Source organism: Bacillus sp. AY3-1 (genome assembly GCF_008368785.1).
Classification (GTDB): Bacteria; Bacillota; Bacilli; order Bacillales; family Bacillaceae_G; genus Bacillus_A; species Bacillus_A wiedmannii.
Map to the genome: position 1 here is coordinate 24,706 of NZ_QORZ01000028.1, position 23,573 is coordinate 48,278.

General features: G+C 37.0%; 23 protein-coding genes and 2 tRNA genes. All 25 read left to right on the plus strand.

What is annotated here, in order from left to right:
• Nucleotides 1-147: 147 nt before the first annotated feature.
• The 25 genes from DN389_RS24665 (at nt 148) to lysS (ending at nt 23,256) form a co-directional block, all read left to right on the plus strand.
• Nucleotides 148-1,749 carry a putative polysaccharide biosynthesis protein gene (locus DN389_RS24665; protein ID WP_088121091.1) on the plus strand — a complete coding sequence of 534 codons (1,602 nt, stop codon included), beginning with the start codon at nt 148-150 and terminating at the stop codon, nt 1,747-1,749.
• A 12-nt stretch (nt 1,750-1,761) separates the two neighbouring features.
• The gene (yabN, locus tag DN389_RS24670) at nt 1,762-3,222 is read left to right on the plus strand and encodes a bifunctional methyltransferase/pyrophosphohydrolase YabN (RefSeq protein WP_000014264.1); all 1,461 of its coding nucleotides are present in this window, start codon (nt 1,762-1,764) and stop codon (nt 3,220-3,222) included.
• A 14-nt stretch (nt 3,223-3,236) separates the two neighbouring features.
• The gene (locus DN389_RS24675; protein ID WP_001234876.1) at nt 3,237-3,512 is read left to right on the plus strand and encodes an RNA-binding S4 domain-containing protein; all 276 of its coding nucleotides are present in this window, start codon (nt 3,237-3,239) and stop codon (nt 3,510-3,512) included.
• A 58-nt stretch (nt 3,513-3,570) separates the two neighbouring features.
• The gene (yabP, locus tag DN389_RS24680; protein WP_001059101.1) at nt 3,571-3,879 is read left to right on the plus strand and encodes a sporulation protein YabP; all 309 of its coding nucleotides are present in this window, start codon (nt 3,571-3,573) and stop codon (nt 3,877-3,879) included.
• Nucleotides 3,876-4,529 (plus strand): spore cortex biosynthesis protein YabQ, encoded by a 654-nt coding sequence (gene yabQ, locus DN389_RS24685; RefSeq protein ID WP_000059764.1) that lies wholly within the window; start codon nt 3,876-3,878, stop codon nt 4,527-4,529. Before yabP ends, yabQ begins: the two co-directional genes overlap by 4 nt.
• On the plus strand, nt 4,526-4,885 hold the full coding sequence (gene divIC / locus DN389_RS24690) for a cell division protein DivIC (protein WP_001208737.1): 360 nt from the start codon (nt 4,526-4,528) through the stop codon (nt 4,883-4,885). The genes yabQ and divIC overlap by 4 nt, the downstream gene beginning before the upstream one ends.
• Nucleotides 4,886-4,972: 87 nt before the next feature.
• On the plus strand, nt 4,973-5,461 hold the full coding sequence (locus DN389_RS24695; RefSeq protein WP_000021454.1) for a S1 domain-containing RNA-binding protein: 489 nt from the start codon (nt 4,973-4,975) through the stop codon (nt 5,459-5,461).
• Nucleotides 5,462-5,621: 160 nt separating this feature from the next.
• Nucleotides 5,622-5,695 (plus strand) — tRNA-Met (locus DN389_RS24700).
• 13 nt (nt 5,696-5,708) lie between these two features.
• Nucleotides 5,709-5,780 (plus strand) — tRNA-Glu (locus tag DN389_RS24705).
• A 260-nt stretch (nt 5,781-6,040) separates the two neighbouring features.
• Nucleotides 6,041-8,512 carry a stage II sporulation protein E gene (spoIIE, locus tag DN389_RS24710; protein ID WP_142343578.1) on the plus strand — a complete coding sequence of 824 codons (2,472 nt, stop codon included), beginning with the start codon at nt 6,041-6,043 and terminating at the stop codon, nt 8,510-8,512.
• Nucleotides 8,513-8,745: 233 nt separating this feature from the next.
• On the plus strand, nt 8,746-10,176 hold the full coding sequence (gene tilS, locus DN389_RS24715) for a tRNA lysidine(34) synthetase TilS (protein WP_149237712.1): 1,431 nt from the start codon (nt 8,746-8,748) through the stop codon (nt 10,174-10,176).
• Nucleotides 10,173-10,715 (plus strand): hypoxanthine phosphoribosyltransferase, encoded by a 543-nt coding sequence (gene hpt / locus DN389_RS24720; protein WP_000981845.1) that lies wholly within the window; start codon nt 10,173-10,175, stop codon nt 10,713-10,715. The genes tilS and hpt overlap by 4 nt, the downstream gene beginning before the upstream one ends.
• Nucleotides 10,716-10,800: 85 nt before the next feature.
• Nucleotides 10,801-12,702 (plus strand): ATP-dependent zinc metalloprotease FtsH, encoded by a 1,902-nt coding sequence (ftsH, locus tag DN389_RS24725; RefSeq protein ID WP_001079657.1) that lies wholly within the window; start codon nt 10,801-10,803, stop codon nt 12,700-12,702.
• 224 nt (nt 12,703-12,926) lie between these two features.
• On the plus strand, nt 12,927-13,715 hold the full coding sequence (locus DN389_RS24730; RefSeq protein WP_000578367.1) for a type III pantothenate kinase: 789 nt from the start codon (nt 12,927-12,929) through the stop codon (nt 13,713-13,715).
• A 6-nt stretch (nt 13,716-13,721) separates the two neighbouring features.
• Complete coding sequence (gene hslO / locus DN389_RS24735; protein ID WP_075313525.1) at nt 13,722-14,597, plus strand: redox-regulated molecular chaperone HslO; 876 nt, start codon at nt 13,722-13,724, stop codon at nt 14,595-14,597.
• A gap of 113 nt (nt 14,598-14,710) precedes the next feature.
• The gene (gene cysK, locus DN389_RS24740; RefSeq protein ID WP_087983740.1) at nt 14,711-15,634 is read left to right on the plus strand and encodes a cysteine synthase A; all 924 of its coding nucleotides are present in this window, start codon (nt 14,711-14,713) and stop codon (nt 15,632-15,634) included.
• 219 nt (nt 15,635-15,853) lie between these two features.
• Nucleotides 15,854-17,251, plus strand: coding sequence for an aminodeoxychorismate synthase component I (pabB, locus tag DN389_RS24745; protein ID WP_001189683.1), 1,398 nt, complete (start codon nt 15,854-15,856; stop codon nt 17,249-17,251).
• A 5-nt stretch (nt 17,252-17,256) separates the two neighbouring features.
• Nucleotides 17,257-17,844, plus strand: a complete 588-nt coding sequence (pabA, locus tag DN389_RS24750) for an aminodeoxychorismate/anthranilate synthase component II (protein ID WP_000602298.1) — start codon at nt 17,257-17,259, stop codon at nt 17,842-17,844.
• Nucleotides 17,838-18,710 carry an aminodeoxychorismate lyase gene (pabC, locus tag DN389_RS24755; RefSeq protein ID WP_098191162.1) on the plus strand — a complete coding sequence of 291 codons (873 nt, stop codon included), beginning with the start codon at nt 17,838-17,840 and terminating at the stop codon, nt 18,708-18,710. Before pabA ends, pabC begins: the two co-directional genes overlap by 7 nt.
• Nucleotides 18,685-19,545, plus strand: coding sequence for a dihydropteroate synthase (folP, locus tag DN389_RS24760; RefSeq protein ID WP_046958124.1), 861 nt, complete (start codon nt 18,685-18,687; stop codon nt 19,543-19,545). Before pabC ends, folP begins: the two co-directional genes overlap by 26 nt.
• A complete protein-coding gene (gene folB / locus DN389_RS24765) occupies nt 19,546-19,908 on the plus strand; it encodes a dihydroneopterin aldolase (protein ID WP_000358076.1) in 363 nt (120 codons plus the stop codon).
• Nucleotides 19,905-20,420: a 2-amino-4-hydroxy-6-hydroxymethyldihydropteridine diphosphokinase gene (gene folK, locus DN389_RS24770; RefSeq protein ID WP_001059453.1), complete on the plus strand. Its 516-nt coding sequence runs from the start codon at nt 19,905-19,907 to the stop codon at nt 20,418-20,420. The genes folB and folK overlap by 4 nt, the downstream gene beginning before the upstream one ends.
• Nucleotides 20,372-20,575: a helix-turn-helix domain-containing protein gene (locus tag DN389_RS24775; protein ID WP_000387029.1), complete on the plus strand. Its 204-nt coding sequence runs from the start codon at nt 20,372-20,374 to the stop codon at nt 20,573-20,575. The genes folK and DN389_RS24775 overlap by 49 nt, the downstream gene beginning before the upstream one ends.
• 23 nt (nt 20,576-20,598) lie before the next feature.
• Nucleotides 20,599-21,597, plus strand: a complete 999-nt coding sequence (gene dusB / locus DN389_RS24780; RefSeq protein WP_142343577.1) for a tRNA dihydrouridine synthase DusB — start codon at nt 20,599-20,601, stop codon at nt 21,595-21,597.
• 159 nt (nt 21,598-21,756) lie between these two features.
• Entirely contained in the window at nt 21,757-23,256 is a 1,500-nt protein-coding gene (gene lysS, locus DN389_RS24785; protein ID WP_000369672.1) for a lysine--tRNA ligase, read from the plus strand.
• Nucleotides 23,257-23,573: the final 317 nt, after the last annotated feature.

The window sequence follows — 23,573 nt, forward strand, 5'->3', positions numbered from 1 at the left end:
TTGAATGAAGGTAGCGCTTTGCTACCTTTTTTCGTTGAACATTTCTATCGTTGCGCGAACGTATTATTACTCGTGTAGGCAAGGAAGCTTGTCCTTTTCTTTATGATATAATACGAGGGGTGAGAATAGAAAAAGGAGTTTTCTTGTATGGAATCGAAGAAGTATCAAGCCTTTTGGCGTGGGGCTATTATATTAACAATCGCAAGTTTTGTTACAAAGGTATTAAGCGCTTTTTACCGTATTCCATATCAAAATATAGCGGGTGATATTGGTTTTTATATTTACCAACAAATTTATCCGTTTTATGGATTTTGTTTAATTTTAGCTACTTATGGATTCCCCATTATAATTTCAAAAATGGTTGCGGAACGATTAGAGCGAGGGAAACAACAAGAAGCAGAAGAAATTATCTGTGTATCTTTTTGGTTTTTATTAGGAATTGGTTTCGTAGGCTTTTTTACATTGTTTTTTGGTGCCGAAACAATTGCAGCAGCCATGGGTGATATACACTTAGATAAGTTATTACGTGTTATTTCATTTTCATTCATATTGATGCCGTTTTTATCTGTAGCAAGAGGATATTTTCAGGGGTTCAATAATATGATGCCAACAGCTGTTTCGCAAGTGATAGAACAAACAATTCGTGTTTCTATTATTGTATTTTTATCTCTATTCCTAATTGCTCGCGGATTTGATTTATATACAGTCGGTGCAGGTGCTATGTTAGGTTCAATCGCAGGCGGACTGATTGGGATTATCGTACTTGTACTTTATATGCGTCATGACTTTCGTTCTATATTTTTCAAGAGTGTAAAGAGAATTAAGGGAAAAAAGAGGATCATTAAAATTCTGTTTTGGCAGGGATTGGCGATTTGTGTTAGTAACTTAGTACTTATTTTTATACAAATGGCTGATTCCATTTCCTTCTATTCCTTACTTATTGGGGCAGGAGAGCAAGCTGAAAGTGCAAAGGTATTAAAAGGTGTTTACGACAGAAGTATCCCGCTTATGCAATTAGGTACTGTCGTGACAACTTCTTTCTCATTGTCACTTATTCCAATTATTACAGCGGCGAAGGAAAGAGGAGATCTTTCCTTTATTCGAGAAAAGGTAAAGTTAGCAATGAAAATAACATTTGTTATTGGATTTGCAGCTGCCATTGGATTAACTTGTATTATTCAGCCTACGAATATTATGTTGTTTGAAAATAGTGATGGGTCAGATGTTTTATCCATTTTATCTTTATCTATTTTATTTAGTTCATTGTCGATTACAACTGCTTCTATTTTGCAAGGGTTAGGACAAACATTAAAACCAGCAATATTCGTTATATTTGGGGGTTGTTTAAAGTTAGCTTTAAATTATACATTAATGCCGTATTTTGGTGTGAAGGGAGCTGCAATTGCAACACTAGTTGCGTTAATTGTAATTTCTGTGCTAAATAGTGCATTACTTATGCAAGCTGTATCCGAATCGCTTATCGATAAGCGTAATATGTTAGGTGTAATTATTAGTGGTATCGGTATGGGGTTTGTATTAATAATATTTATACGTGTGATGCAAATGTCTGGATTAGTGATTGATACAAGGCATAGAGGAATTGCAACACTTGAGGCATTGTTAGGTGTAGCTATCGGTGGATTAACATATGTGTTTTTAATTTTAAAATTACGTGTATTTACAAAAGCGGAAATAGGAACCGTTATGAAAAAAGAGAAAAAAGAAGGTTCATTGAAGAAGAGTGGATAGAGGTGGCAGGTTGTGAGTGGAATCATTACTATTTTAGGATTAGGTGCTGGTGAGTTAGATCAGTTAACGATGGGTGTATATCGAAAAATAAAAGAAGCAGATCACATGTTTGTTAGAACGAAGGAACATCCTGTTATAGAAGAGTTGGAGAAAGAAGGTATACAATATACAGCCTTTGACAGTGTATATGAAGCGCATGATACATTTGAAATTGTATATGAAACAATCGCAAATACATTGCTAGAACAAGCTGAAGGCACAGAAATCATCTATGCTGTGCCAGGGCATCCGCTTGTAGCGGAAAGAACGGTTCAGCTACTGTTGGAAAAAGGCGAAGTAGCGAATGTTGAAGTGCGCATTGAAGGTGGACAAAGTTTCCTTGATCCTATGTTTGCAAGTCTAAAGATTGATCCGATTGAGGGATTCCAATTAATTGACGCCACATCATTTGAAAGAGGACAATTAGAATTACGTCAACATTTAATCTTTTGCCAAGTATATGACGCATTCGTTGCATCTGATGTGAAATTAACATTAATGGAGATGCTATCAGATGATTATGAAGTGTATATCGTAACAGCTGCAGGGACTTCATTTGAACAAGTTAAAAAGGTGCCGTTGTACATGTTAGATCATGAAACAGAGTTGAATAATTTAACGAGTGTATATGTACCACCAGTTAAAGAACGTGCGTCCTTGTATCAACAGTTTGATGTGCTTAGAGAAATTATTGCAGACCTTCGTGGGCCGAATGGTTGTCCGTGGGATAAAAAGCAAACACATCAATCTTTAAAGAAGTATTTAATTGAGGAAGCTTATGAAGTGTTGGAAGCAATTGATGAAGAGGATGATGATCATTTAGTAGAAGAACTGGGTGATATATTATTACAAGTTATGTTGCATGCTCAAATCGGGGAGGATGAAGGTTGGTTCTCTATAGATGATATTATTCGAACTTTATCTGAGAAAATGGTTCGCCGCCACCCGCATGTATTTGGGAATACGGATGTAAATAATGCCGATGAAGTAATTGCCAATTGGGAAGAAATTAAAAAACAAGAAAAAGGATTCGTGAAAGAATCTGTTTTAAATGGGGTTCCAAAAAGTTTGCCACAGTTACTACGCGCCTATGAAATCCAGAAAAAAGCTGGCAAAGTTGGTTTCGATTGGGTTGATGTACAACCGATGATAGAGAAAGCCTTAGAAGAATGGCAAGAGTTCCAACAAGAAGTTACAAATATGGATGAGGCGAAAATGTTAGGTGAATTTGGCGATTTACTATTTGCGTTTGTGAATATAGCTCGTCATTATAAAATAGATCCCGAAGAGGCGTTACGTTCAACGAATGAGAAATTCGTCGGTCGTTTCTTATACATGGAAGCAAAGGTAGCTGAAATGAATAAAGAGATGCAAGATTTATCATTAGAGCAGTTAGACGTTTTATGGGAAGAGGCAAAACAAACAGAGCGTTAATAGGGGGATTTGATATGCGTCTAGATAAGTTTTTAAAAGTATCACGTTTAATTAAAAGAAGAACATTAGCGAAAGAAGTAGCTGATCAAGGAAGAATATCAATTAATGGTCAAGTGGCAAAAGCGAGTTCAGATGTAAAAGTAGCTGATGAATTAACAATTCGTTTTGGTCAAAAAATAGTAACTGTAAAAATAAACGAATTGAAAGAAACGACTAAAAAAGAAGATGCAGCAAATATGTATAGTTTAGTTCGCGAAGAAAAAGTAAAGGCTGAAGAAGGCTTGTTCTAAAATCAATTATCCCTTCATACATTACTATTAGCTAGTATAAATCTATGGGGGGATTTACGTGAATAATGGTTACTCACCTATGTCTTCTAATCAACAAAATGTTTCGGTAGAGCATGATATTATTATGCGTGGCAGGCGTGTAATTGATATTACCGGTGTAAAGCAGGTAGAGAGTTTTGATAGCGAGGAGTTTTTACTTGAGACCGTAATGGGTTTTTTAACAATTCGTGGTCAAAATTTGCAAATGAAAAATTTAGATGTAGAAAAAGGTGTTGTATCGATTAAAGGGAAAGTTCATGAGATGCTGTATATTGATGAGAATCAAGGGGAGAAAACTAAAGGATTCTTTAGTAAGTTGTTTAAATGAGCCTAACAATTCAGTTGTATACGATGCTCTCAATGATCGGAATGGGTGCTTGGATTGGAGCGTCTTTAGATACATACCAACGATTTTTAAAGCGGCAAGAACGTAAACGTTGGCTTGTATTTATACATGATATACTATTTTGGATTGTCCAAGCATTATTCGTTTTTTATGTACTGCTTCTTGTAAATGAAGCTGAACTACGTATATATGTATTTTTGGCATTATTATGTGGTTTTGCGGCATATCAAAGCTTATTGAAAGCAATATACATGAGACTGTTAAATTTTCTCATCTATATTTTTATGCAAACAACACACTTTTTTGTTCAAATTATAAAGCTACTCATGATAAAACCTGTTATTATTATAGCGCAGCTATTTATTGCATTTATATTATTCTTATTTCGTATACTGCTTTCAATTGGACATGTGTTATGGAAAATGGTGATTTGGATATTACTTTTCATATGGAAAGTTTTTTTCTGGCCTGTTCGATTTATTGCTTCGCTCATATGGAAACTTCTCCCTAATCGTGTTAAACTTTTTATAATGAAACATGTAGGGTTCCTGCAATATATAGCAAAATTGAAGGGACACATCTTCCAATTATGGGGGCGTATAAAAAAGAAGTTAGGGGGACCTCGGAAATGAGGGAACTGAGACAAAGAACAATCGAAAAACAGAGTCCAAATCCTGTTAAAGAGCATATAATACAAACGGATGAGAACAGGAAGCGACTTTATCGCCGTTTAGCGGTTTTTCTTGTCTTTGCTTTTACAATTATTGCGAGTATTAGTGTAACGTTTTATCAACAAAACAGTTCCATTAGAGCAAAAGAAGCAAAAGTTAAGGACATGAAAAAAGAACTGGATTCATTAACGAATAAAGAAAAGAGTCTAAAAGACGAAGTTCAAAAGTTAAATGATGAAGAGTACGTATTAAAGATTGCTAGAAGGGATTATTTCTTCTCTGGAAAAGGGGAGATAATTTTTCCTGTTTCTAAGTAGAGTATGTCTTATTGACACTATATTTTAGGATTATATATAATAAAGTAAAATTTGACTTTTTAACCACTAAGGAGGAGCATTTTTTTTATGTCAATCGAGGTAGGCAGCAAGTTACAGGGTAAAGTAACAGGTATTACAAATTTTGGGGCTTTTGTGGAGCTGCCAGAAGGCTTAACGGGTCTTGTTCATATTAGTGAAGTTGCTGATAATTATGTGAAAGATATTAACGATCACTTAAAAGTGGGCGACCAAGTAGAAGTAAAAGTTATTAACGTTGAAAAAGATGGTAAGATCGGTCTATCTATTAAAAAAGCGAAAGAGCGTGAAAAAACAGAAGGAGATCGTCCACGTGGTGAATACCAACGCGGTGGCGGTGGCGATCAACAACGTTCTGGACGTCCACAACGTAATCGTTCTTTCAACAGAGATAACCGTGGCGGCGGTAACGAACGAGCTCCAAAAGAAACATTCGAGCAAAAGATGGCACGTTTCTTAAAGGACAGTGAAGATCGTTTAACTTCTTTAAAGCGTAACACAGAGTCTAAACGTGGTGGCCGTGGCGCACGTCGCGGATAATAAGAACGTTTAATTCTTAGCATATAGAGAGGTACCCAGGGCGATTGCTCGGGGTGCTTTTTTATATGTGAAAATATATTTTTAAAAAAGTTTTCAAGATGTGTTGACTTTAAAATATATCTGAGGTAAGATACTAATTGTCCGTTAAATAAGACGACATGGCGGTGTAGCTCAGCTGGCTAGAGCGTACGGTTCATACCCGTGAGGTCGGGGGTTCGATCCCCTCCGCCGCTATATTTAATTTAACGGCCCGTTGGTCAAGTGGTTAAGACACCGCCCTTTCACGGCGGTAACACGGGTTCGAATCCCGTACGGGTCATCCTAAAAAGATCATGCAAATTTGCATGATCTTTTTTTGTTAAATAAATTAAGACATACAACACTTCTACAAAATCACCCTATATTTTCTGAATGTTCAATTAAAATAGTGAGAATAAATTACATACCGTGTATATATGTAGAGTTATTTCGAATAAAAAGTCGAACGATTATAAAAGTGAAAACTGTTGTTTTGACAAAAATCCCAATAATCATCTTTTATAATGACAGTAATTAAACTATGCAGGTGGTGTTAAAAATATGCCTAAAGCAGGAAGGAATACTATGAATACAAGTGCATTGGCAATGAATGAGAGTCAGCTTGGAGCAGTAAAGTGGACGAGTAAGTTGCGAATGAAGTTTGAACAGGTTTTCTTTAGATGGGGATTTATTATTGTTGTTATTGGTTTTCTTTTGGGACGAGCATATATATTAACAAACATTTTACCGTTTGCACTGCCGTTTTTTGCTGCTGTTTATGTTATGAAGCGGGATAAAATGCCGCTCGCGTTCTTGGCTCTTATGGGGGGCGCACTTTCAGTTTCGATAGATAATTTATTCTTTACCTTTGCATCTATTTTTACTTTCTTCATTTATAATATCTTCTTTAGTCGGTTTACACGTAAAACTGTTGGACTTGTTCCATTCCAAGTATTTATCTCCGCATTAACCGCACATTTAGTTGTCGTATATTTCGCGCAACAAACCGTCACCATGTACGATTTACTCGTTAGTACGATTGAGGCAGGGCTTAGCTTCGTATTAACTATGATATTTTTACAAAGTGTTCCGCTTTTAGTAGAACGAAAAGGTAAACAACAAGCGCTAGAGACAGAAGAAATTGTTTGTTTAATTATATTACTAGCATCTGTTTTAACAGGTACAACAGATTGGTTTGTATATGACGCTTCTATTCAACATATTTTTACTAGGTATTTAGTACTCGTGTTTGCATTTATCGCGGGGGCTGCTACAGGATCTACAGTGGGGGTCGTCACTGGATTAATATTAAGTTTAGCCAATGTCTCCAGCTTGTCTCAACTTAGTCTACTCGCTTTTTCTGGGTTGCTTGGTGGTTTGTTAAAAGAAGGGAAGCGTTTAGGTGTTAGTTTAGGTTTATTAATTGGGACGAGCTTGATTACGCTATATGTAGACAAGCAAACAAACATTGTGACAACTTTAATTGAATCTGGTGTGGCGATTATGTTCTTCTTATTAACACCGAAACTTGTTATGGATCGTATTGCTAAATTCATGCCAGGCACACAGGAACATTCGCAAGATCAACAACAGTATTTAAGAAGGATGCGTGATGTTACAGCGAATAAAATTAATCAATTTGCCAATGTATTTGCTGCTTTATCTAATAGCTTTTCTATATATGGATATGTGGAGGAGGAAGATAAAGAGACAGAAGCGGATTTGTTCTTAAGTACAATTACTGCAAAAACATGTCAAACATGCTTTAAAAAGGACCAATGCTGGGTAGTTAATTTCGACAAAACGTACGATTATATGAAACAAATAATGAGTGAAACGGAAGAGGGGACGTTGCAGCATAATCGGAAGTTAGTTCGTGAATGGGACAAGCATTGTGTGAGAGGGAAGAAAGTGACGGATTTAGTAGCGGGTGAATTAGATCACTTCTATGAAGGACAAAAATTACGAAAACAAATGAAAGAAAACCGTAGAATAGTAGCGGAGCAACTATTAGGTGTATCAAAAGTTATGGAGGATTTTGCTAAGGAAATCCAAAGAGAACGAGAAAATCATCAAGTGCAGGAAGAACAGATTATGCAAGCGTTTCGTGATTTTGGCGTAGAAGTAGAGCATGTTGATATATATTGTTTAGATAGAGGAAGTATTGATATTGAAATGTTGATTCCAGTTGCATCTAATGAACATGGAGAATGTGAAAAGTTAGTTGCGCCGATGCTTTCTGACATTCTAAAGGAAAATATTGTTGTTAAACATGAAGAAAAATCTTCTTATCCGAACGGCCACAGCTTAATATCATTTGGTTCGGCAAAAACGTATTCTCTTGATACTGGGTTGGCCACAGCTGCAAAAGGCGGTGGGTTTGTTTCTGGTGACTCTTATGCGATGATGGATTTAAGTGTTGGTAAATATGCGCTTGCAATTAGTGATGGTATGGGAAATGGGCAAAGAGCTCATATGGAGAGTAAAGAAACGGTAAAATTATTACAAAAAATACTTCAATCAGGCATTGATGAGGAAATAGCGATTAAATCTATCAATTCTATTCTTTCTTTAAGAACAACAGAAGAGATGTTTACGACGTTAGATTTAGCTATGGTGGATTTGCGGGATGCGAGTGCGAAATTTTTAAAGATTGGATCGACGCCGAGTTTTGTTAAACGCGCAAATAATATTTTGAAAATTGAGGCAAGTAATTTGCCGATGGGCATTATTGAGGATGTTGAAGTTGATGTAGTAGGTGAACAATTAAAAACGGGCGATATCCTTATTATGATGAGCGATGGGATTTTCGAGGGAGCGCAACATGTAGAGAATCATGAACTATGGATGAAACGAAAAATTAAAGAATTACAAACCGAAGATCCGCAAGAAATTGCTGATATCATTATGGAAGAGGTGATTCGCTCTTGTGATGGTTATATAAATGACGATATGACTATCGTTGTGGCGAAAGTGAAGAAAAATATGCCGAAGTGGGCTACGATTCCAATTGTAGGAATGCAGGCACAATAAATTTTAAGTATGATGTTTCTTTATCACTGTTTCTTTCTAAAAACCTAGGTGGATGCCTAGGTTTTTTTACTTTAAAAGATAATGTTATTATTTTTGTGAATATGCACGGATGATGTAAGATAAAAATGTAATTTTTGTATATCTTTTTTTTGCACAATGTTTGTAAAAGTTGTACCATTATAAACAAGGTAACTAACGTTGCTGTTCTTGTTTAATGAAAGGTGATTACGAAGTTGAAAGATGCATTTGTTGAAAAGGTAGATGACTTTGTAAAGCAGCATGATGTATTAAAGGAACGTTCAACAATTGTTGTAGGGGTTTCTGGTGGTCCTGACTCTTTGGCTCTTCTATATTATTTGTTAGAAAAAAGAGCAGCAAAACAGTTTAAAATTGTAGTGGCACATGTGGATCATATGTTTAGAGGTGATGAATCTCATGAGGACCTACAGTTTGTGCAGGACCTTTGTAAAGGGCTGGGAGTTATTTGCGAAACTATAAGGATTAATGTGTCGCAATATCAACAGCAACACGGAATGAATGCACAGGTTGCTGCTAGAGAATGCAGATATGCATTTTTGGAAAGAATAATGAAGAAATATGATGCGAGATATGTAGCTCTTGGACATCATGGTGATGATCAAGTAGAGACGATTTTAATGCGCCTTGTACGAGGGAGTACTCCGAAAGGATATGCAGGAATTGCAGTGAAGCGTCCTTTTCATAATGGATATTTAATTAGGCCGTTACTTGGAGTAACGAAGGAAGAGATTGTTGATTACTGTAATAAGCTAAAAATAATTCCCCGTATAGATCCAAGTAATAAAAAGGAAGTATATACAAGGAATCGATTACGTAAATATGTTCTTCCTCATTTGAAAGAAGAAAATTCACAAGTGCATGAGAAATTCCAAAAATTTAGCATGCAAGTGCAAGAGGATGAGGCGTATTTGCAGGAATTAGCTTTTGAGAAAATGAATAAAGTAATTACAAAAAAAAGTGATAAACAAATTAGCTTATCAATTCCTGCCTTTGAATCCATGTCTATGCCTTTACAAAGAAGAGGGATTCAACTAATATTAAACTATCTTTATGAATATAAGATTCCATCTTCTCTTTCCTCTATACATATTGACAAAGTGATCGAGTTTTTTAAGCGGGCACAACCTTCGGGTTCACTTGATTTCCCAGGTGATTTAAAAATTGTTCGCGAATACGAGGAGTGTAGCTTTGGATTTAAACAAGAAATTGTTTCTCCTTTTTTACAAGATTTATCAGTGCCCGGGACCATTACGCTATCGAACGGGGATAGGCTTGTAACAGAGGTGAGCGAAGACATACCAAGTAACATGAATGAAACAGTATTTGTTGCTAAGTATAATGATATATCATATCCACTTCGTATTCGTTCTAGAGAAAATGGAGATCGCATGTCAATACAAGGTATGAATGGCACAAAAAAGATAAAAACTATTTTTATCGAAGCAAAAGTACCAAGAGAAAAAAGAGAAGAATGGCCGGTCGTTTGTGATGCAAGTGGGAATATTATTTGGGTACCCTTGTTGAAGCGATCTGCATTTGCTATCTCGAAAGAGGCGGCAAAGAAGGATAAATATATGATTATTCACTACAAAAGCAAGGAGTCTTCCGGGAGGATAATGAAATGATGAATCAAGATATCGAAAAAGTATTAATTTCTGAAGAACAAATACAAGAAAAGGTGCGCGAATTAGGTGCGGTTATTGCAGAGGATTATAAAAACACAATACCTCTTGCGATTGGTGTATTAAAGGGCGCAATGCCATTCATGGCAGATTTATTAAAGAGAACAGATACATATCTTGAAATGGATTTTATGGCTGTATCTAGTTACGGTCACTCTACTGTTTCAACAGGCGAAGTGAAAATTTTAAAAGACCTTGATACTTCTGTAGAGGGTCGCGATATTTTAATCGTTGAAGATATTATTGATAGCGGTCTTACGCTAAGTTACTTAGTAGACCTATTCAAATATCGTAAAGCGAAGTCTGTAAAAATTGTTACGTTATTAGATAAGCCGACAGGCCGTAAGGTAGATTTGAAAGCGGATTATGTTGGGTTTACTGTTCCACATGAATTTGTTGTAGGGTATGGATTAGATTATAAAGAGCAGTACCGTAATCTTCCTTATGTAGGAGTATTAAAACCAAGTGTTTACTCAAATTAATTAAATACAGGCGTCACAATTGTATAGGAAAGTTTTTCTATGTTACGATTTACTATAGTGTTTATGCCGTGAGAGGAGGTTAGGAATGAATCGTATCTTCCGTAATACCATCTTTTATTTACTGATATTCCTAGTAGTAATTGGAATCGTGAGCTATTTTAATGGTTCGACACAAAAAACGACATCAGTTAGCTACGATAAATTCATTACTAAACTAGAAAAAGGTGAAGTGCGTAATGTGCAACTTCAACCGAAAAATGGTGTATTTGAGGTAAAAGGACAATTTAACAACTCTAGCCAAGGAGAACAATTTGTTACTTATGCACCAAATACTGAGGAATTACAAAAGAAAATTAATGACAAAGCGCAAGGTGCTGAAGTTAAGTATCAACCAGCAGAAGAAACAAGTGCTTGGGTAACGTTCTTTACTTCAATCATTCCGTTTGTCATTATCTTCATTTTATTCTTCTTCTTATTAAACCAAGCTCAGGGCGGCGGTAGCCGTGTTATGAACTTCGGGAAAAGTAAGGCGAAGTTATATAATGACGAAAAGAAAAAAGTTCGTTTCAGAGATGTTGCTGGAGCGGATGAAGAGAAACAAGAGCTTGTTGAGGTAGTTGAATTCTTGAAAGATCCTCGTAAGTTCGCTGAAGTTGGTGCCCGTATTCCGAAGGGTGTTCTATTAGTAGGACCTCCAGGTACAGGTAAAACTTTACTAGCACGTGCCGTTGCAGGTGAGGCAGGCGTTCCATTCTTCTCTATCAGTGGTTCTGATTTCGTAGAGATGTTCGTCGGTGTCGGTGCATCACGTGTACGTGATTTATTCGAAAATGCAAAGAAAAATGCTCCTTGTATCATTTTCATTGATGAAATTGATGCAGTAGGACGTCAACGTGGCGCAGGTCTTGGTGGTGGCCATGATGAGCGTGAGCAAACGTTGAACCAATTACTTGTTGAAATGGATGGATTCGGTGCAAACGAAGGTATTATTATCATCGCTGCAACAAACCGTCCTGATATTCTTGATCCAGCGTTATTACGTCCAGGTCGTTTTGACCGTCAAATTACAGTAGATCGTCCAGATGTAAATGGCCGTGAAGCTGTGCTGAAAGTACATGCTCGTAATAAACCGCTTGATGATCATATCAACTTAAGAGCAATTGCAACTCGTACACCAGGGTTCTCTGGTGCGGATCTTGAAAACTTATTAAACGAAGCTGCTTTAGTGGCTGCGCGTCAAGATAAGAAGAAAATTGATATGAGTGACATTGATGAAGCAACGGATCGTGTTATTGCAGGTCCAGCTAAGAAAAGTCGTGTTATCTCTGAAAAAGAACGTAATATCGTTGCATTCCATGAAGCTGGCCATACTGTAATTGGTGTTGTCCTTGATGAAGCAGATATCGTTCATAAAGTAACAATTGTCCCTCGTGGTCAAGCTGGTGGATATGCAGTAATGCTTCCGAAAGAAGATCGTTACTTCATGACAAAACCAGAGTTACTTGATAAAATCACTGGTTTACTTGGTGGTCGAGTAGCTGAAGAGATTGTGTTTGGTGAAGCAAGTACAGGTGCTCACAACGACTTCCAACGTGCGACTGGTATTGCAAGACGTATGGTTACGGAATTCGGTATGAGTGATAAGCTTGGACCGATGCAATTCGGTAGCTCACAAGGTGGTCAAGTGTTCTTAGGAAGAGACTTCCATTCAGAACAAAACTACAGTGATGCAATTGCACATGAAATCGATGTGGAAATGCAAACTATTATAAAAGAATGTTATGCTCGCGCGAAACAAATTCTTACTGAAAAACGTGATAAGCTAGATATTATTGCGAAAACGTTACTTGAAGTAGAAACGTTAGATGCAGAGCAAATCAATCATTTATATGATTACGGCAGATTGCCAGAGCGTCCAACATCTTCAGATGATGTGAAAGTAAACATCAATATGAAGAAGGACGATGAAGAATCAGAAGATAAGTAAGAGATGAAGGAGTGACGATGGTCACTCCTTTTTTTATTTGTGGAACGAAATGAAGTAGAAAAAAATTTAAGTAAATCTGGTATTAAAAATTGAAATAGAGCGTAATCTTTTTGTAAAATGATGAGGATAGAAAAGCTGATTATATAAGTATGTGTGATATGATGTTTTTATAAGTTTTATACATACTGCACAAATATAGATTAAATAAGATAAGTGGTGAGAATATGATTTTTGTATTGGATGTAGGGAACACAAATGCTGTGCTAGGCGTGTTTGAAGAGGGGGAACTTCGTCAACATTGGCGCATGGAAACAGATCGTCATAAGACAGAAGATGAATATGGAATGCTTGTAAAGCAGTTGCTTGAGCATGAAGGTCTTTCGTTTGAAGATGTGAAAGGTATTATCGTGTCTTCAGTCGTACCACCAATTATGTTTGCATTAGAGCGCATGTGTGAAAAGTATTTTAAAATTAAACCGCTTGTAGTAGGTCCTGGAATAAAAACGGGGCTAAATATTAAATATGAAAATCCACGTGAAGTAGGCGCGGACCGAATTGTAAATGCGGTAGCAGGAATCCACTTGTATGGAAGTCCGCTTATTATTGTCGATTTCGGTACGGCTACTACATATTGTTATATTAACGAAGAAAAGCATTATATGGGTGGGGTTATTACGCCGGGAATTATGATTTCAGCAGAGGCTTTATATAGTAGAGCGGCAAAACTTCCTCGTATTGAAATTACAAAACCAAGCAGTGTTGTTGGAAAGAATACGGTAAGTGCAATGCAATCTGGTATTCTTTATGGTTATGTTGGACAAGTGGAAGGTATTGTTAAGCGTATGAAAGAGGAAGCTAAACAAGAACCGAAAGTTATTGCAACAGGTGGATTGGCGAAATTAATTTCAGAAGAATCGAATGTAATTGATGTTGTAGATCCATTTTTAACATTAAAAGGTTTGTATATGTTATACGAGCGTAATGCAAATTTACAGCATGAGAAAGGTGAATAAATGAGTATGAAAGATTATTTAGTAAAAGCGTTAGCATTTGATGGAGAAGTGCGTGCATATAGTGTACGTACTACAAACACAGTAAGTGAGGCGCAAAGACGTCATGATACATGGAGAACAGCTTCGGCAGCACTTGGTCGTTCTTTAACTGCAGGTACAATGATGGGCGCGATGTTAAAAGGTGACCAAAAGTTAACGATTAAGGTAGAAGGTAATGGTCCGATTGGTCCTATCTTAGTAGATGCTCATGCAAATGGGGATGTACGTGGTTATGTAACGAATCCACATGTTGATTTTGAAGGAACGGAACAAGGGAAATTACGTGTATATCAAGCGGTAGGTACTGAGGGATTTGTAACAGTAATTAAAGATATTGGTATGCGTGAGCCGTTTATTGGTCAATCTCCAATTGTTTCAGGAGAATTAGGGGAAGACTTCACGTATTATTTTGCAGTTTCTGAGCAAACACCTTCTTCTGTAGGAGTTGGCGTTCTTGTAAATGGAGATGACAGCGTATTAGCGGCAGGTGGATTTATCCTTCAAATTATGCCAGGTGCACAGGAAGAAACAATTTCATTCATTGAAGATCGTTTGCAGAAGATTCCTCCTGTATCAACGTTAATTGAACAAGGGCTTTCTCCAGAAGAGTTACTGTATGCAGTTCTTGGAGAAGATAAAGTGAAAGTGTTAGAAACGATGGATGTTCAATTTAATTGCACATGCTCACGCGAACGTATTGAGAGTGTGTTAATTAGTTTAGGTAAAACAGAGTTAGAGCAAATTCGCGAAGAAGAAGAAGAGACAGAAGTTCATTGTCATTTCTGTAATGAGCGATATAAGTTCTCTAAAGAAGATATTACAAATTTAATTGAGAGTTTGTAATAAGGGAAGTGAGGGAATCCACCCTCTAAATAGATTGACAAACAGGGAATTTTCTGACAAAATCTAAATATAGATAAAACCAATAAAAATACTCGGTGTTAGGAGTGACAGGAATGCGAGTGGCACAATCAGTTTCAGAATTAATCGGGAAAACGCCGATCGTTAAGTTGAACCGCATCGTAGAATCAAACAGCGCAGATATATACTTAAAATTAGAATTTATGAATCCAGGGAGCAGTGTTAAAGATCGTATTGCATTAGCTATGATTGAAGATGCTGAAAAAAAAGGATTATTAAAAGAAGGCGATACAATCATTGAGCCAACAAGTGGTAACACAGGAATTGGTTTAGCGATGGTAGCGGCCGCTAAAGGATATAAGGCAATTTTAGTAATGCCAGAAACAATGAGTATTGAGCGTCGTAATTTATTACGTGCTTACGGTGCGGAATTAGTATTGACTCCAGGGCCTGAAGGAATGGGTGGAGCGATTCGTCAAGCGACTGAATTAGCAAAAGAGCATGGCTACTTTATACCACAACAGTTCAAAAACCAATCGAATCCAGAAATTCATCGTTTAACAACAGGGCCAGAAATTGTTGAACAAATGGGTGACCAATTAGATGCGTTTATTGCAGGTATTGGTACAGGTGGAACGATTACTGGTGCTGGTGAAGTGCTGAAGGAAGCGTATAAAGATATTAAAATTTATGCAGTAGAACCTGCGGATTCACCAGTACTATCTGGTGGGAAACCGGGTCCACATAAAATCCAAGGAATCGGTGCGGGATTCATCCCAGAGACATTGGATGTAGAGGTATATGATGAAATTATTCAAGTAAAAGCAGAGCAAGCATTTGAATATGCAAGAAGAGTGGCTAAAGAGGAAGGTATTTTAGTGGGTATCTCTTCTGGAGCAGTTATTTATGCAGCAACAGAAATTGCGAAAAAGTTAGGTAAAGGGAAAAAGGTACTTGTTATTATCCCAAGTAACGGTGAACGTTATTTAAGTACACCGCTTTATCAATTTGAGTCTTAATTATATGTGATTGAAAAAGCATCCTTGAAAAGGATGCTTTTTCTTTTTGGATTGGAAATAGGAAAAGAGTGAATGACTAGAAAACTTCATGTAAAATAAGAGGTAGTATAATTAATTTATTTTCACTAGCCTTCGAGTATAACCACTTTATATATATAACGAATGTAGTTTGAGGTGGTTAATCTAAGAGGGTGGGATAAAAGAAGACGGGGTGTTGATATGCAACGAAGAAAATCTTTAGCGCTTTCTATTCCATATCAGTTAGATTTCTTTAAGCAGTATAAATTTCTTTCTAAGGATAAACCGCAACATATTTTGTTAGAGAGTGGACGTGGCGGTCGTTATAACATTGTGGGGTTGAACCCAGTAGCGGTAATCCGAGGGAAGGGTGAAACGTTACATATAAGCGAAAGTGGTAAGGAAACAATAAAACAAGGAAACCCATTAGATTTAATGCAGGAATATATGGAGCGATGGAAAACGGACTATAATCCGGAATACCCTCCATTTCAAGGTGGTGCAATTGGTTACTTTAGTTATGATTGCATCCGTTATATTGAAAAACTCCCTTCCCATGCGGAGGATGACATTAATATACCTGATATATTCTTTTTATTATTTGATGATGTGTTTGTTTATGATCAAAAAGAAAAAGTATTATGGATTATTACACATTATGTAGATAAGCATGAAGAGGCAAAAGAGCGATTAAATGAATGGAAGATTCTTTGGGCGACAGAAGCGCCAGAAGTGAATATACCTTTTGCATGCCCTGAAGAGAAAAGTGAAACAGTTGCTTTTACAGAAGAAAGTTTTATGAAGGCAGTTGAATGTATTCAAGAATATATTGGGGCTGGTGATGTGTTCCAAGTAAACTTGTCGACAAGGCAAGAAAGAACGTTACAAACACACCCGCTAGAAATCTATACAAGTCTTCGTGAGATTAATCCATCTCCATATATGGGTTACTTGGAGCTCGGGGATTTTCAAATTGTTAGTGGATCGCCAGAGTTGCTAATTAAGAAAGAGGGAACCGAAGTAAGTACAAGACCGATTGCTGGAACGAGATCTAGAGGGGCGAATGAGCAAGAGGATGAAGAATTAGCAAAAGAATTAATTGAGAATGAAAAAGAAAGAGCAGAGCACGTCATGCTTGTGGATTTAGAACGAAATGATTTAGGGCGTGTTTGTAAATATGGCACTGTAGAAGTAGATGAATTTATGGTAATTGAGAAATACTCACATGTTATGCATATTGTTTCTAATGTGCGTGGTGAGGTGGAAGAAGATAAAGATGCTTTTGATTTAGTGAAGGCTGTATTCCCTGGGGGAACAATTACTGGTGCCCCGAAAATACGTACGATGGAAATTATTGAAGAATTAGAACCTGTTCGCCGAGGGATTTACACAGGTTCAATCGGGTGGATCGGTTATTCTGGAGATACAGAATTGAATATTGTAATTAGAACACTGCTTGCTAAAGATGGAAAAGCGCATGTACAAGCAGGAGCGGGAATTGTAATTGATTCGAATCCGGAAAATGAATATAAAGAGTCGTTAAAAAAGGCGATTGCTTTATGGCGTGCAAAAGAACGTAGCGAAGAAACGGTTAGGTGAGAGAAATGATATTAATGATTGATAATTATGATTCTTTTACATTTAATTTAGTGCAGTTTCTTGGAGAACTTGGACAAGAGCTTGTTGTTAAACGTAACGATGAAGTGACTATTTCAGATATTGAGAATATGAAACCAGACTTTTTAATGATTTCGCCAGGTCCGTGTAGTCCTAATGAAGCGGGTATTAGTATGGAGGTTATTCAATACTTTGCTGGAAAGATTCCGATTTTTGGGGTTTGTCTTGGACATCAATCCATTGCACAAGTGTTTGGCGGAGAGGTTATACGTGCGGAGCGCTTAATGCATGGGAAAACGTCGCTTATGCATCATGACGGAAAAACGATTTTTTCGGATATCCCTAATCCGTTTACTGCGACACGTTATCATTCCCTTATCGTTAAGAAAGAGACGTTACCTGATTGCTTAGAGGTAACATCTTGGACAGAAGAAGGGGAAATTATGGCGCTCCGTCATACAACATTACCGATTGAAGGTGTACAGTTCCATCCAGAATCAATTATGACTTCCCACGGGAAAGAGTTGTTGCAGAATTTCATTCGTAAATACAGCCCAAGTGTGACATCATGTTAATTTACGTAAATGGTGAGTATGTAGAAGCAAGTGAAGCGAGAATTTCTCCTTATGATCATGGTTATTTATATGGTCTTGGAGTTTTTGAGACATTTCGTATTTATAATGGTCATCCTTTCTTATTGGATGATCATTATGACCGTTTAATAGATGCACTGGATACATTGCAAATTAAATGGACAATGACGAAAGATGAAGTACTGCTTATTTTGAAGAATTTACTCGTTAAGAATGAATTAGAGCATGCATATGTACGTTTTAATGTATCAGCGGGTATAGATGAAATTGGATTGCAAACGGAAATGTATGAAGAGCCGTCTGTTATTGTTTTTATAAAACCTTTAGCAGCCCCCGAAGATGTAGTGGAAAAAGAAGGGGTCGTTTTAAAGCAAGTGCGAAATACACCAGAGGGTGCGTCTCGCTTAAAGTCTCATCATTATTTAAATAACATTTTAGGAAAACGTGAAATTGGAAATGTTGTGAATAAGGAAGGTATTTTCCTTACTGAAACAGGTTATGTTGCAGAGGGTATTGTTTCGAATCTCTTTTTCGTGAAAGGTGATATTTTGTATACACCTTCGCTAAAAACAGGGATTTTAAATGGTATCACTCGTGCGTTTATTATAAAGGTTGCTGAAGAGCTGGGCATCGAAGTGAAGGAAGGTTTCTTTCCAAAAGATGAATTACTTTCAGCTGATGAAGTCTTCGTAACAAACTCGATTCAAGAAATTGTCCCGCTTTATCATATAGAGGGACGAGATTTCCCGGGTAAAGTAGGTATGGTTACAAAAAGGTTTATGAGTCTTTATGAAATGCAGAGAGAGAAATTGTGGAGCAGAAATGAATTGCGAAGAGGAGATGTGTAGTTTGAAGTGGGATTATGATTTGCGCTGCGGCGAATATACATTGAACTTAAATGAAAAAACTTTAATTATGGGGATTTTAAATGTAACACCAGATTCGTTTTCTGATGGTGGGAGTTACAACGAGTTAGAGGCTGCGGTGCGCCATGCGAAAGAAATGCGAGATGAAGGTGCTCATATTATTGATATCGGCGGTGAATCTACTCGCCCGGGTTTTGCTAAAGTATCGGTGGAAGAAGAAATAAAGCGAGTTGTTCCGATGATTCAGGCGGTTGCAAAAGAAGTGGAATTACCTATTTCTATCGACACGTATAAAGCTGAAGTTGCAAAACAAGCAATCGAAGCGGGCGCTCATATTATTAATGACGTTTGGGGAGCGAAGGCGGAACCGAAAATCGCTGAAGTTGCAGCTCATTACGATGTACCTATTATCTTGATGCATAATCGCGATAACATGAATTACCGCAATTTAATGGCTGATATGATTGCTGATTTATATGAAAGCATCAAAATTGCTAAAGATGCTGGCGTGCGAGATGAGAATATCATTTTAGACCCAGGCATCGGTTTTGCTAAAACACCTGAACAAAATTTAGAAGCGATGCGTAATTTAGAACAGTTAAACGTACTGGGTTATCCAGTTCTCTTAGGTACTTCAAGAAAGTCCTTTATTGGACATGTGTTAGATTTACCGGTAGAGGAACGTCTTGAGGGAACAGGAGCTACCGTTTGTCTCGGCATTGAAAAGGGTTGTGAGTTTGTTCGTGTTCATGATGTGAAGGAAATGGCACGTATGGCTAAGATGATGGATGCGATGATTGGTAAGGGGGTAAAGTAATTGGATAAAATTTATGTTCATGATATGGAGTTTTACGGTTATCATGGTGTATTCCCAGAGGAAAATAAATTGGGTCAGAGATTTAAAGTGGACTTAACGGTGGAGTTGGATTTGAAACAGGCAGGAGAAAGTGATGACTTAGAGCATTCTGTCAATTATGGAGAGCTTTTCGAGTTATGTAGAAAAGTTGTTGAAGATAGAACGTATAAGCTTGTAGAGAGTATCGCTGAAAATATCGCTGCAGATATATTAAAACAATATGAGAGTATTTTCCGTTGTACAATTAAAGTAATTAAACCAGATCCGCCGATACCTGGGCATTATCGTGCTGTAGCAGTGGAAATTACGAGAGAACGTCCATGAATAATATAGCTTACATTGCATTAGGTTCAAATATAGGAGAACGTTATACGTATTTAACTGAAGCGATTCAGTTTTTAAACAAAAACCCGTATATCCAAGTTAACGATATTTCATCTGTATATGAAACAGAGCCAGTTGGCTATACTGACCAAAGTTGCTTTTTAAATTTAGTTATAAAAATTTCTACCAATTTATCACCGCAAGAATTATTGAAAATTACACAAAGAGTAGAGAATGATTTAGGAAGAAAAAGGGAAATTAGATGGGGTCCGAGGACCATCGACCTTGACATTTTACTATATAATCAAGAAAATATTGAAGCAGAGAATCTTATTGTTCCGCATCCGCGGATGTTCGAAAGAGCTTTTGTTATCGTTCCGTTGTTAGAGATTAATCAAGATATAAAACAAAACATTTCACGTTCACAAGTAGAAGAAATGAAAAGGCGAGAGGGAGTAACGGTATGGAAGCAGAAAAATGGGGAAGACGCATTCGTGCTTTTCGAAAGCTAAAAGGTTATACACAAGAAGGTTTTGCGAAAGAGTTAGGGGTATCTGTATCTGTTTTAGGTGAAGTTGAGAGAGGGAATCGATCGCCTTCCCAAGATTTTGTAGTGGAAGTTGCTAAGGCATTAAAGGTTTCAGTGGAGGAATTAATGCCGAAGTGACTATGAAGGAAGGAGTAAGTCGAGTGTTAAAGATTGCAAATATTGAGATGAAAAACCCGGTTGTATTAGCACCGATGGCGGGAGTGTGTAACTCTGCATTCCGTTTGACAGTAAAAGAATTTGGTGCAGGTTTAGTTTGTGCTGAAATGGTAAGTGATAAAGCGATATTACTTAATAACAAAAGAACATTAGATATGTTATATATTGATGAAAGAGAAAAGCCATTAAGTTTACAAATTTTTGGTGGAGAGAAAGAAACTCTTGTAGATGCTGCGAAATACGTAGATAAATATACGACAGCAGACATTATTGATATTAATATGGGTTGCCCAGTACCGAAAATCATTAAGTGTGACGCGGGAGCAAAGTGGCTTTTAGACCCAAATAAAATATATGAAATGGTAGCGGCAGTTGTAGATGCTGTTGAAAAGCCGGTTACAGTTAAGATGCGTATTGGTTGGGATGCAGATCATATTTTTGCAATTGAGAATGCAAAAGCTGTTGAGCGTGCTGGCGGACAAGCAGTAGCAGTTCATGGACGTACACGAGTACAAATGTATGAAGGGAAATCGGATTGGGATATTATTAAACAAGTAAAGCAAGCTGTAAATATCCCGGTTATCGGAAATGGTGATGTCGAAACGCCACAAGATGCAAAGCGTATGCTTGATGAAATTGGTGTAGACGGTGTTATGATTGGTCGCGCTGCCCTTGGGGACCCGTGGATGATTTATCGTACGGTAAAGTATTTGGAAACAGGTGAATTAATGCCGGAACCGACAGTGCGTGAGAAAATTGACGTATGTATGTTGCATCTAGATCGTCTTATCGATTTAAAGAACGAAAATGTCGCTGTAAGAGAGATGAGAAAGCATGCAGCTTGGTATTTAAAGGGTGTTCGTGGTAATGCAACTGTACGTAATGGTATCAATGCTTGTAATACGCGTGAGGACCTTGCGAATGTATTAGGTGCATTTGTAGAAGAAGTAGAAGCGAAACAACAAACAATTCACGTTGGTTAATAATAGATAGGGAAGATTGACATTCTTCTATACACTTCCTATAATTACGTGAAAGAAAGAAGAACTGCCAGCTAGTTGCTGGCAGTTTTTCTAGTTGAGTAGAAAATGCTATACTGTATATATTGTAAAAATTAATAGAGCTGGAGTGATATCAATACCATGGATAACATGAACCACGAAGAATTAAACGACCAATTGCTTGTTCGTCGTGAAAAGTTACATAACTTACGTGAGCAAGGAATCGATCCGTTTGGTAAACGATTTGAACGTACAAATGCAACAAATGACTTATTAAGCTTATATGGAGAGTTCTCTAAAGAAGAATTAGAAGAGAAAGAAATCTCTGTTTCTATCGCTGGTCGTATTATGACAAAACGCGGTAAAGGAAAAGCTGGATTTGCACATATTCAAGATTTACATGGACAAGTTCAAATTTATGTTCGTAAAGATGCTGTTGGAGATGAAGAGTACGAATTGTTTAAAACAGCAGATTTAGGTGATTTAGTAGGTATTGAAGGTAAAGTGTTCAAAACGAACGTTGGAGAACTTTCGGTGAAAGCAACGGGCTTTACACTATTAACGAAATCTCTTCGTCCATTACCGGATAAATATCATGGATTAAAAGATGTTGAACAACGCTACCGTCAACGTTACTTAGACTTAATCACAAGTATGGAAAGCCGTGAAACATTCGTTACTCGCAGTAAAATCATTCGTGAAATGAGAAGATACTTAGATGACAATGGTTATCTTGAAGTGGAAACACCTATGATGCATGCAATTGCAGGTGGAGCTTCTGCGCGTCCTTTCATTACGCACCATAATGCGTTAGATATGGAATTATACATGCGTATCGCAATTGAACTTCATTTAAAACGCCTTATTGTGGGTGGGTTAGAAAAAGTTTATGAAATCGGTCGTGTATTCCGTAATGAGGGTGTATCAACTCGTCATAATCCAGAGTTTACAATGATTGAATTATATGAAGCGTATGCTGATTATAAAGATATTATGAAACTAACAGAAAATATGGTTGCGCATATTGCGAAGCAAGTACTAGGTACAACAACAATCCAATATGGTGATTATGAAATTAATCTAGAACCAGAATGGACACGTCTTCATATGGTAGATGCAATCAAGGAACATTCTGGAGCAGATTTCTGGAATCCAATGAGTGTAGAAGAAGCGCGTGAACTTGCAAAAGAACATAATGTAGGTATTAAGGATACGATGGAAGTTGGTCATATTATAAACGAATTCTTCGAACAAAAAGTAGAAGATAAATTAATCCAACCAACATTTATTTACGGTCATCCGGTAGAAATTTCGCCACTTGCGAAAAAGAATGACGAAGATCCACGATTCACAGATCGTTTCGAATTATTTATCGTTGCACGTGAACATGCAAATGCATTCACTGAGCTAAATGATCCGATTGATCAAAAAGAACGCTTTGAAGCGCAATTAAAAGAGCGCGAACAAGGTAATGATGAAGCTCACATGATGGATGATGATTATATTGAAGCTCTTGAGTACGGTATGCCTCCTACAGGTGGTCTAGGAATTGGTATTGATCGTCTTGTTATGTTGTTAACGAATGCACCATCTATTCGTGATGTATTATTATTCCCTGCTATGCGTCATAAACAAGACTAAGCTTTGGAGATTTCTCCAAAGCTTTTTTTATTTGATTATGAGCTACGTAGGGATAGTAGCTCTTGATGGTGCGAGAAATTATATTTATATAGAAGAAATGTGCTGTTTTTATACTTTTTTACTAAGTTAAAAATTTTATTAGAAAAACTATTGCATTTTAATAATCAAACTGGTATATTTATATTCGTTGCCACGAAAGGTAACAAGCAAAACAAACGAAAAACAACTTATTGAAAAAAGTTGTTGACGAAAATATAACGAAATGTTATATTAATAAAGTCGCTTCTGAGCGGCAGATTAGTTCTTTGAAAACTGAA

Bases quoted from the DNA above. Each gene is read 5' to 3' on its own strand.
- DN389_RS24695 (WP_000021454.1), top strand. From the start codon at position 4,973: ATGTCAATCGAGGTAGGCAGCAAGTTACAGGGTAAAGTAACAGGTATT.
- folK (WP_001059453.1), top strand. From the start codon at position 19,905: ATGAATAATATAGCTTACATTGCATTAGGTTCAAATATAGGAGAACGT.
- DN389_RS24675 (WP_001234876.1), top strand. From the start codon at position 3,237: ATGCGTCTAGATAAGTTTTTAAAAGTATCACGTTTAATTAAAAGAAGA.
- hslO (WP_075313525.1), top strand. From the start codon at position 13,722: ATGAAAGATTATTTAGTAAAAGCGTTAGCATTTGATGGAGAAGTGCGT.
- cysK (WP_087983740.1), top strand. From the start codon at position 14,711: ATGCGAGTGGCACAATCAGTTTCAGAATTAATCGGGAAAACGCCGATC.
- DN389_RS24775 (WP_000387029.1), top strand. From the start codon at position 20,372: ATGGAAGCAGAAAAATGGGGAAGACGCATTCGTGCTTTTCGAAAGCTA.
- pabC (WP_098191162.1), top strand. From the start codon at position 17,838: ATGTTAATTTACGTAAATGGTGAGTATGTAGAAGCAAGTGAAGCGAGA.
- lysS (WP_000369672.1), top strand. From the start codon at position 21,757: ATGGATAACATGAACCACGAAGAATTAAACGACCAATTGCTTGTTCGT.
- yabQ (WP_000059764.1), top strand. From the start codon at position 3,876: ATGAGCCTAACAATTCAGTTGTATACGATGCTCTCAATGATCGGAATG.
- pabA (WP_000602298.1), top strand. From the start codon at position 17,257: ATGATATTAATGATTGATAATTATGATTCTTTTACATTTAATTTAGTG.
- divIC (WP_001208737.1), top strand. From the start codon at position 4,526: ATGAGGGAACTGAGACAAAGAACAATCGAAAAACAGAGTCCAAATCCT.
- DN389_RS24730 (WP_000578367.1), top strand. From the start codon at position 12,927: ATGATTTTTGTATTGGATGTAGGGAACACAAATGCTGTGCTAGGCGTG.
- DN389_RS24665 (WP_088121091.1), top strand. From the start codon at position 148: ATGGAATCGAAGAAGTATCAAGCCTTTTGGCGTGGGGCTATTATATTA.
- hpt (WP_000981845.1), top strand. From the start codon at position 10,173: ATGATGAATCAAGATATCGAAAAAGTATTAATTTCTGAAGAACAAATA.
- pabB (WP_001189683.1), top strand. From the start codon at position 15,854: ATGCAACGAAGAAAATCTTTAGCGCTTTCTATTCCATATCAGTTAGAT.
- ftsH (WP_001079657.1), top strand. From the start codon at position 10,801: ATGAATCGTATCTTCCGTAATACCATCTTTTATTTACTGATATTCCTA.
- spoIIE (WP_142343578.1), top strand. From the start codon at position 6,041: ATGCCTAAAGCAGGAAGGAATACTATGAATACAAGTGCATTGGCAATG.
- folP (WP_046958124.1), top strand. From the start codon at position 18,685: ATGAATTGCGAAGAGGAGATGTGTAGTTTGAAGTGGGATTATGATTTG.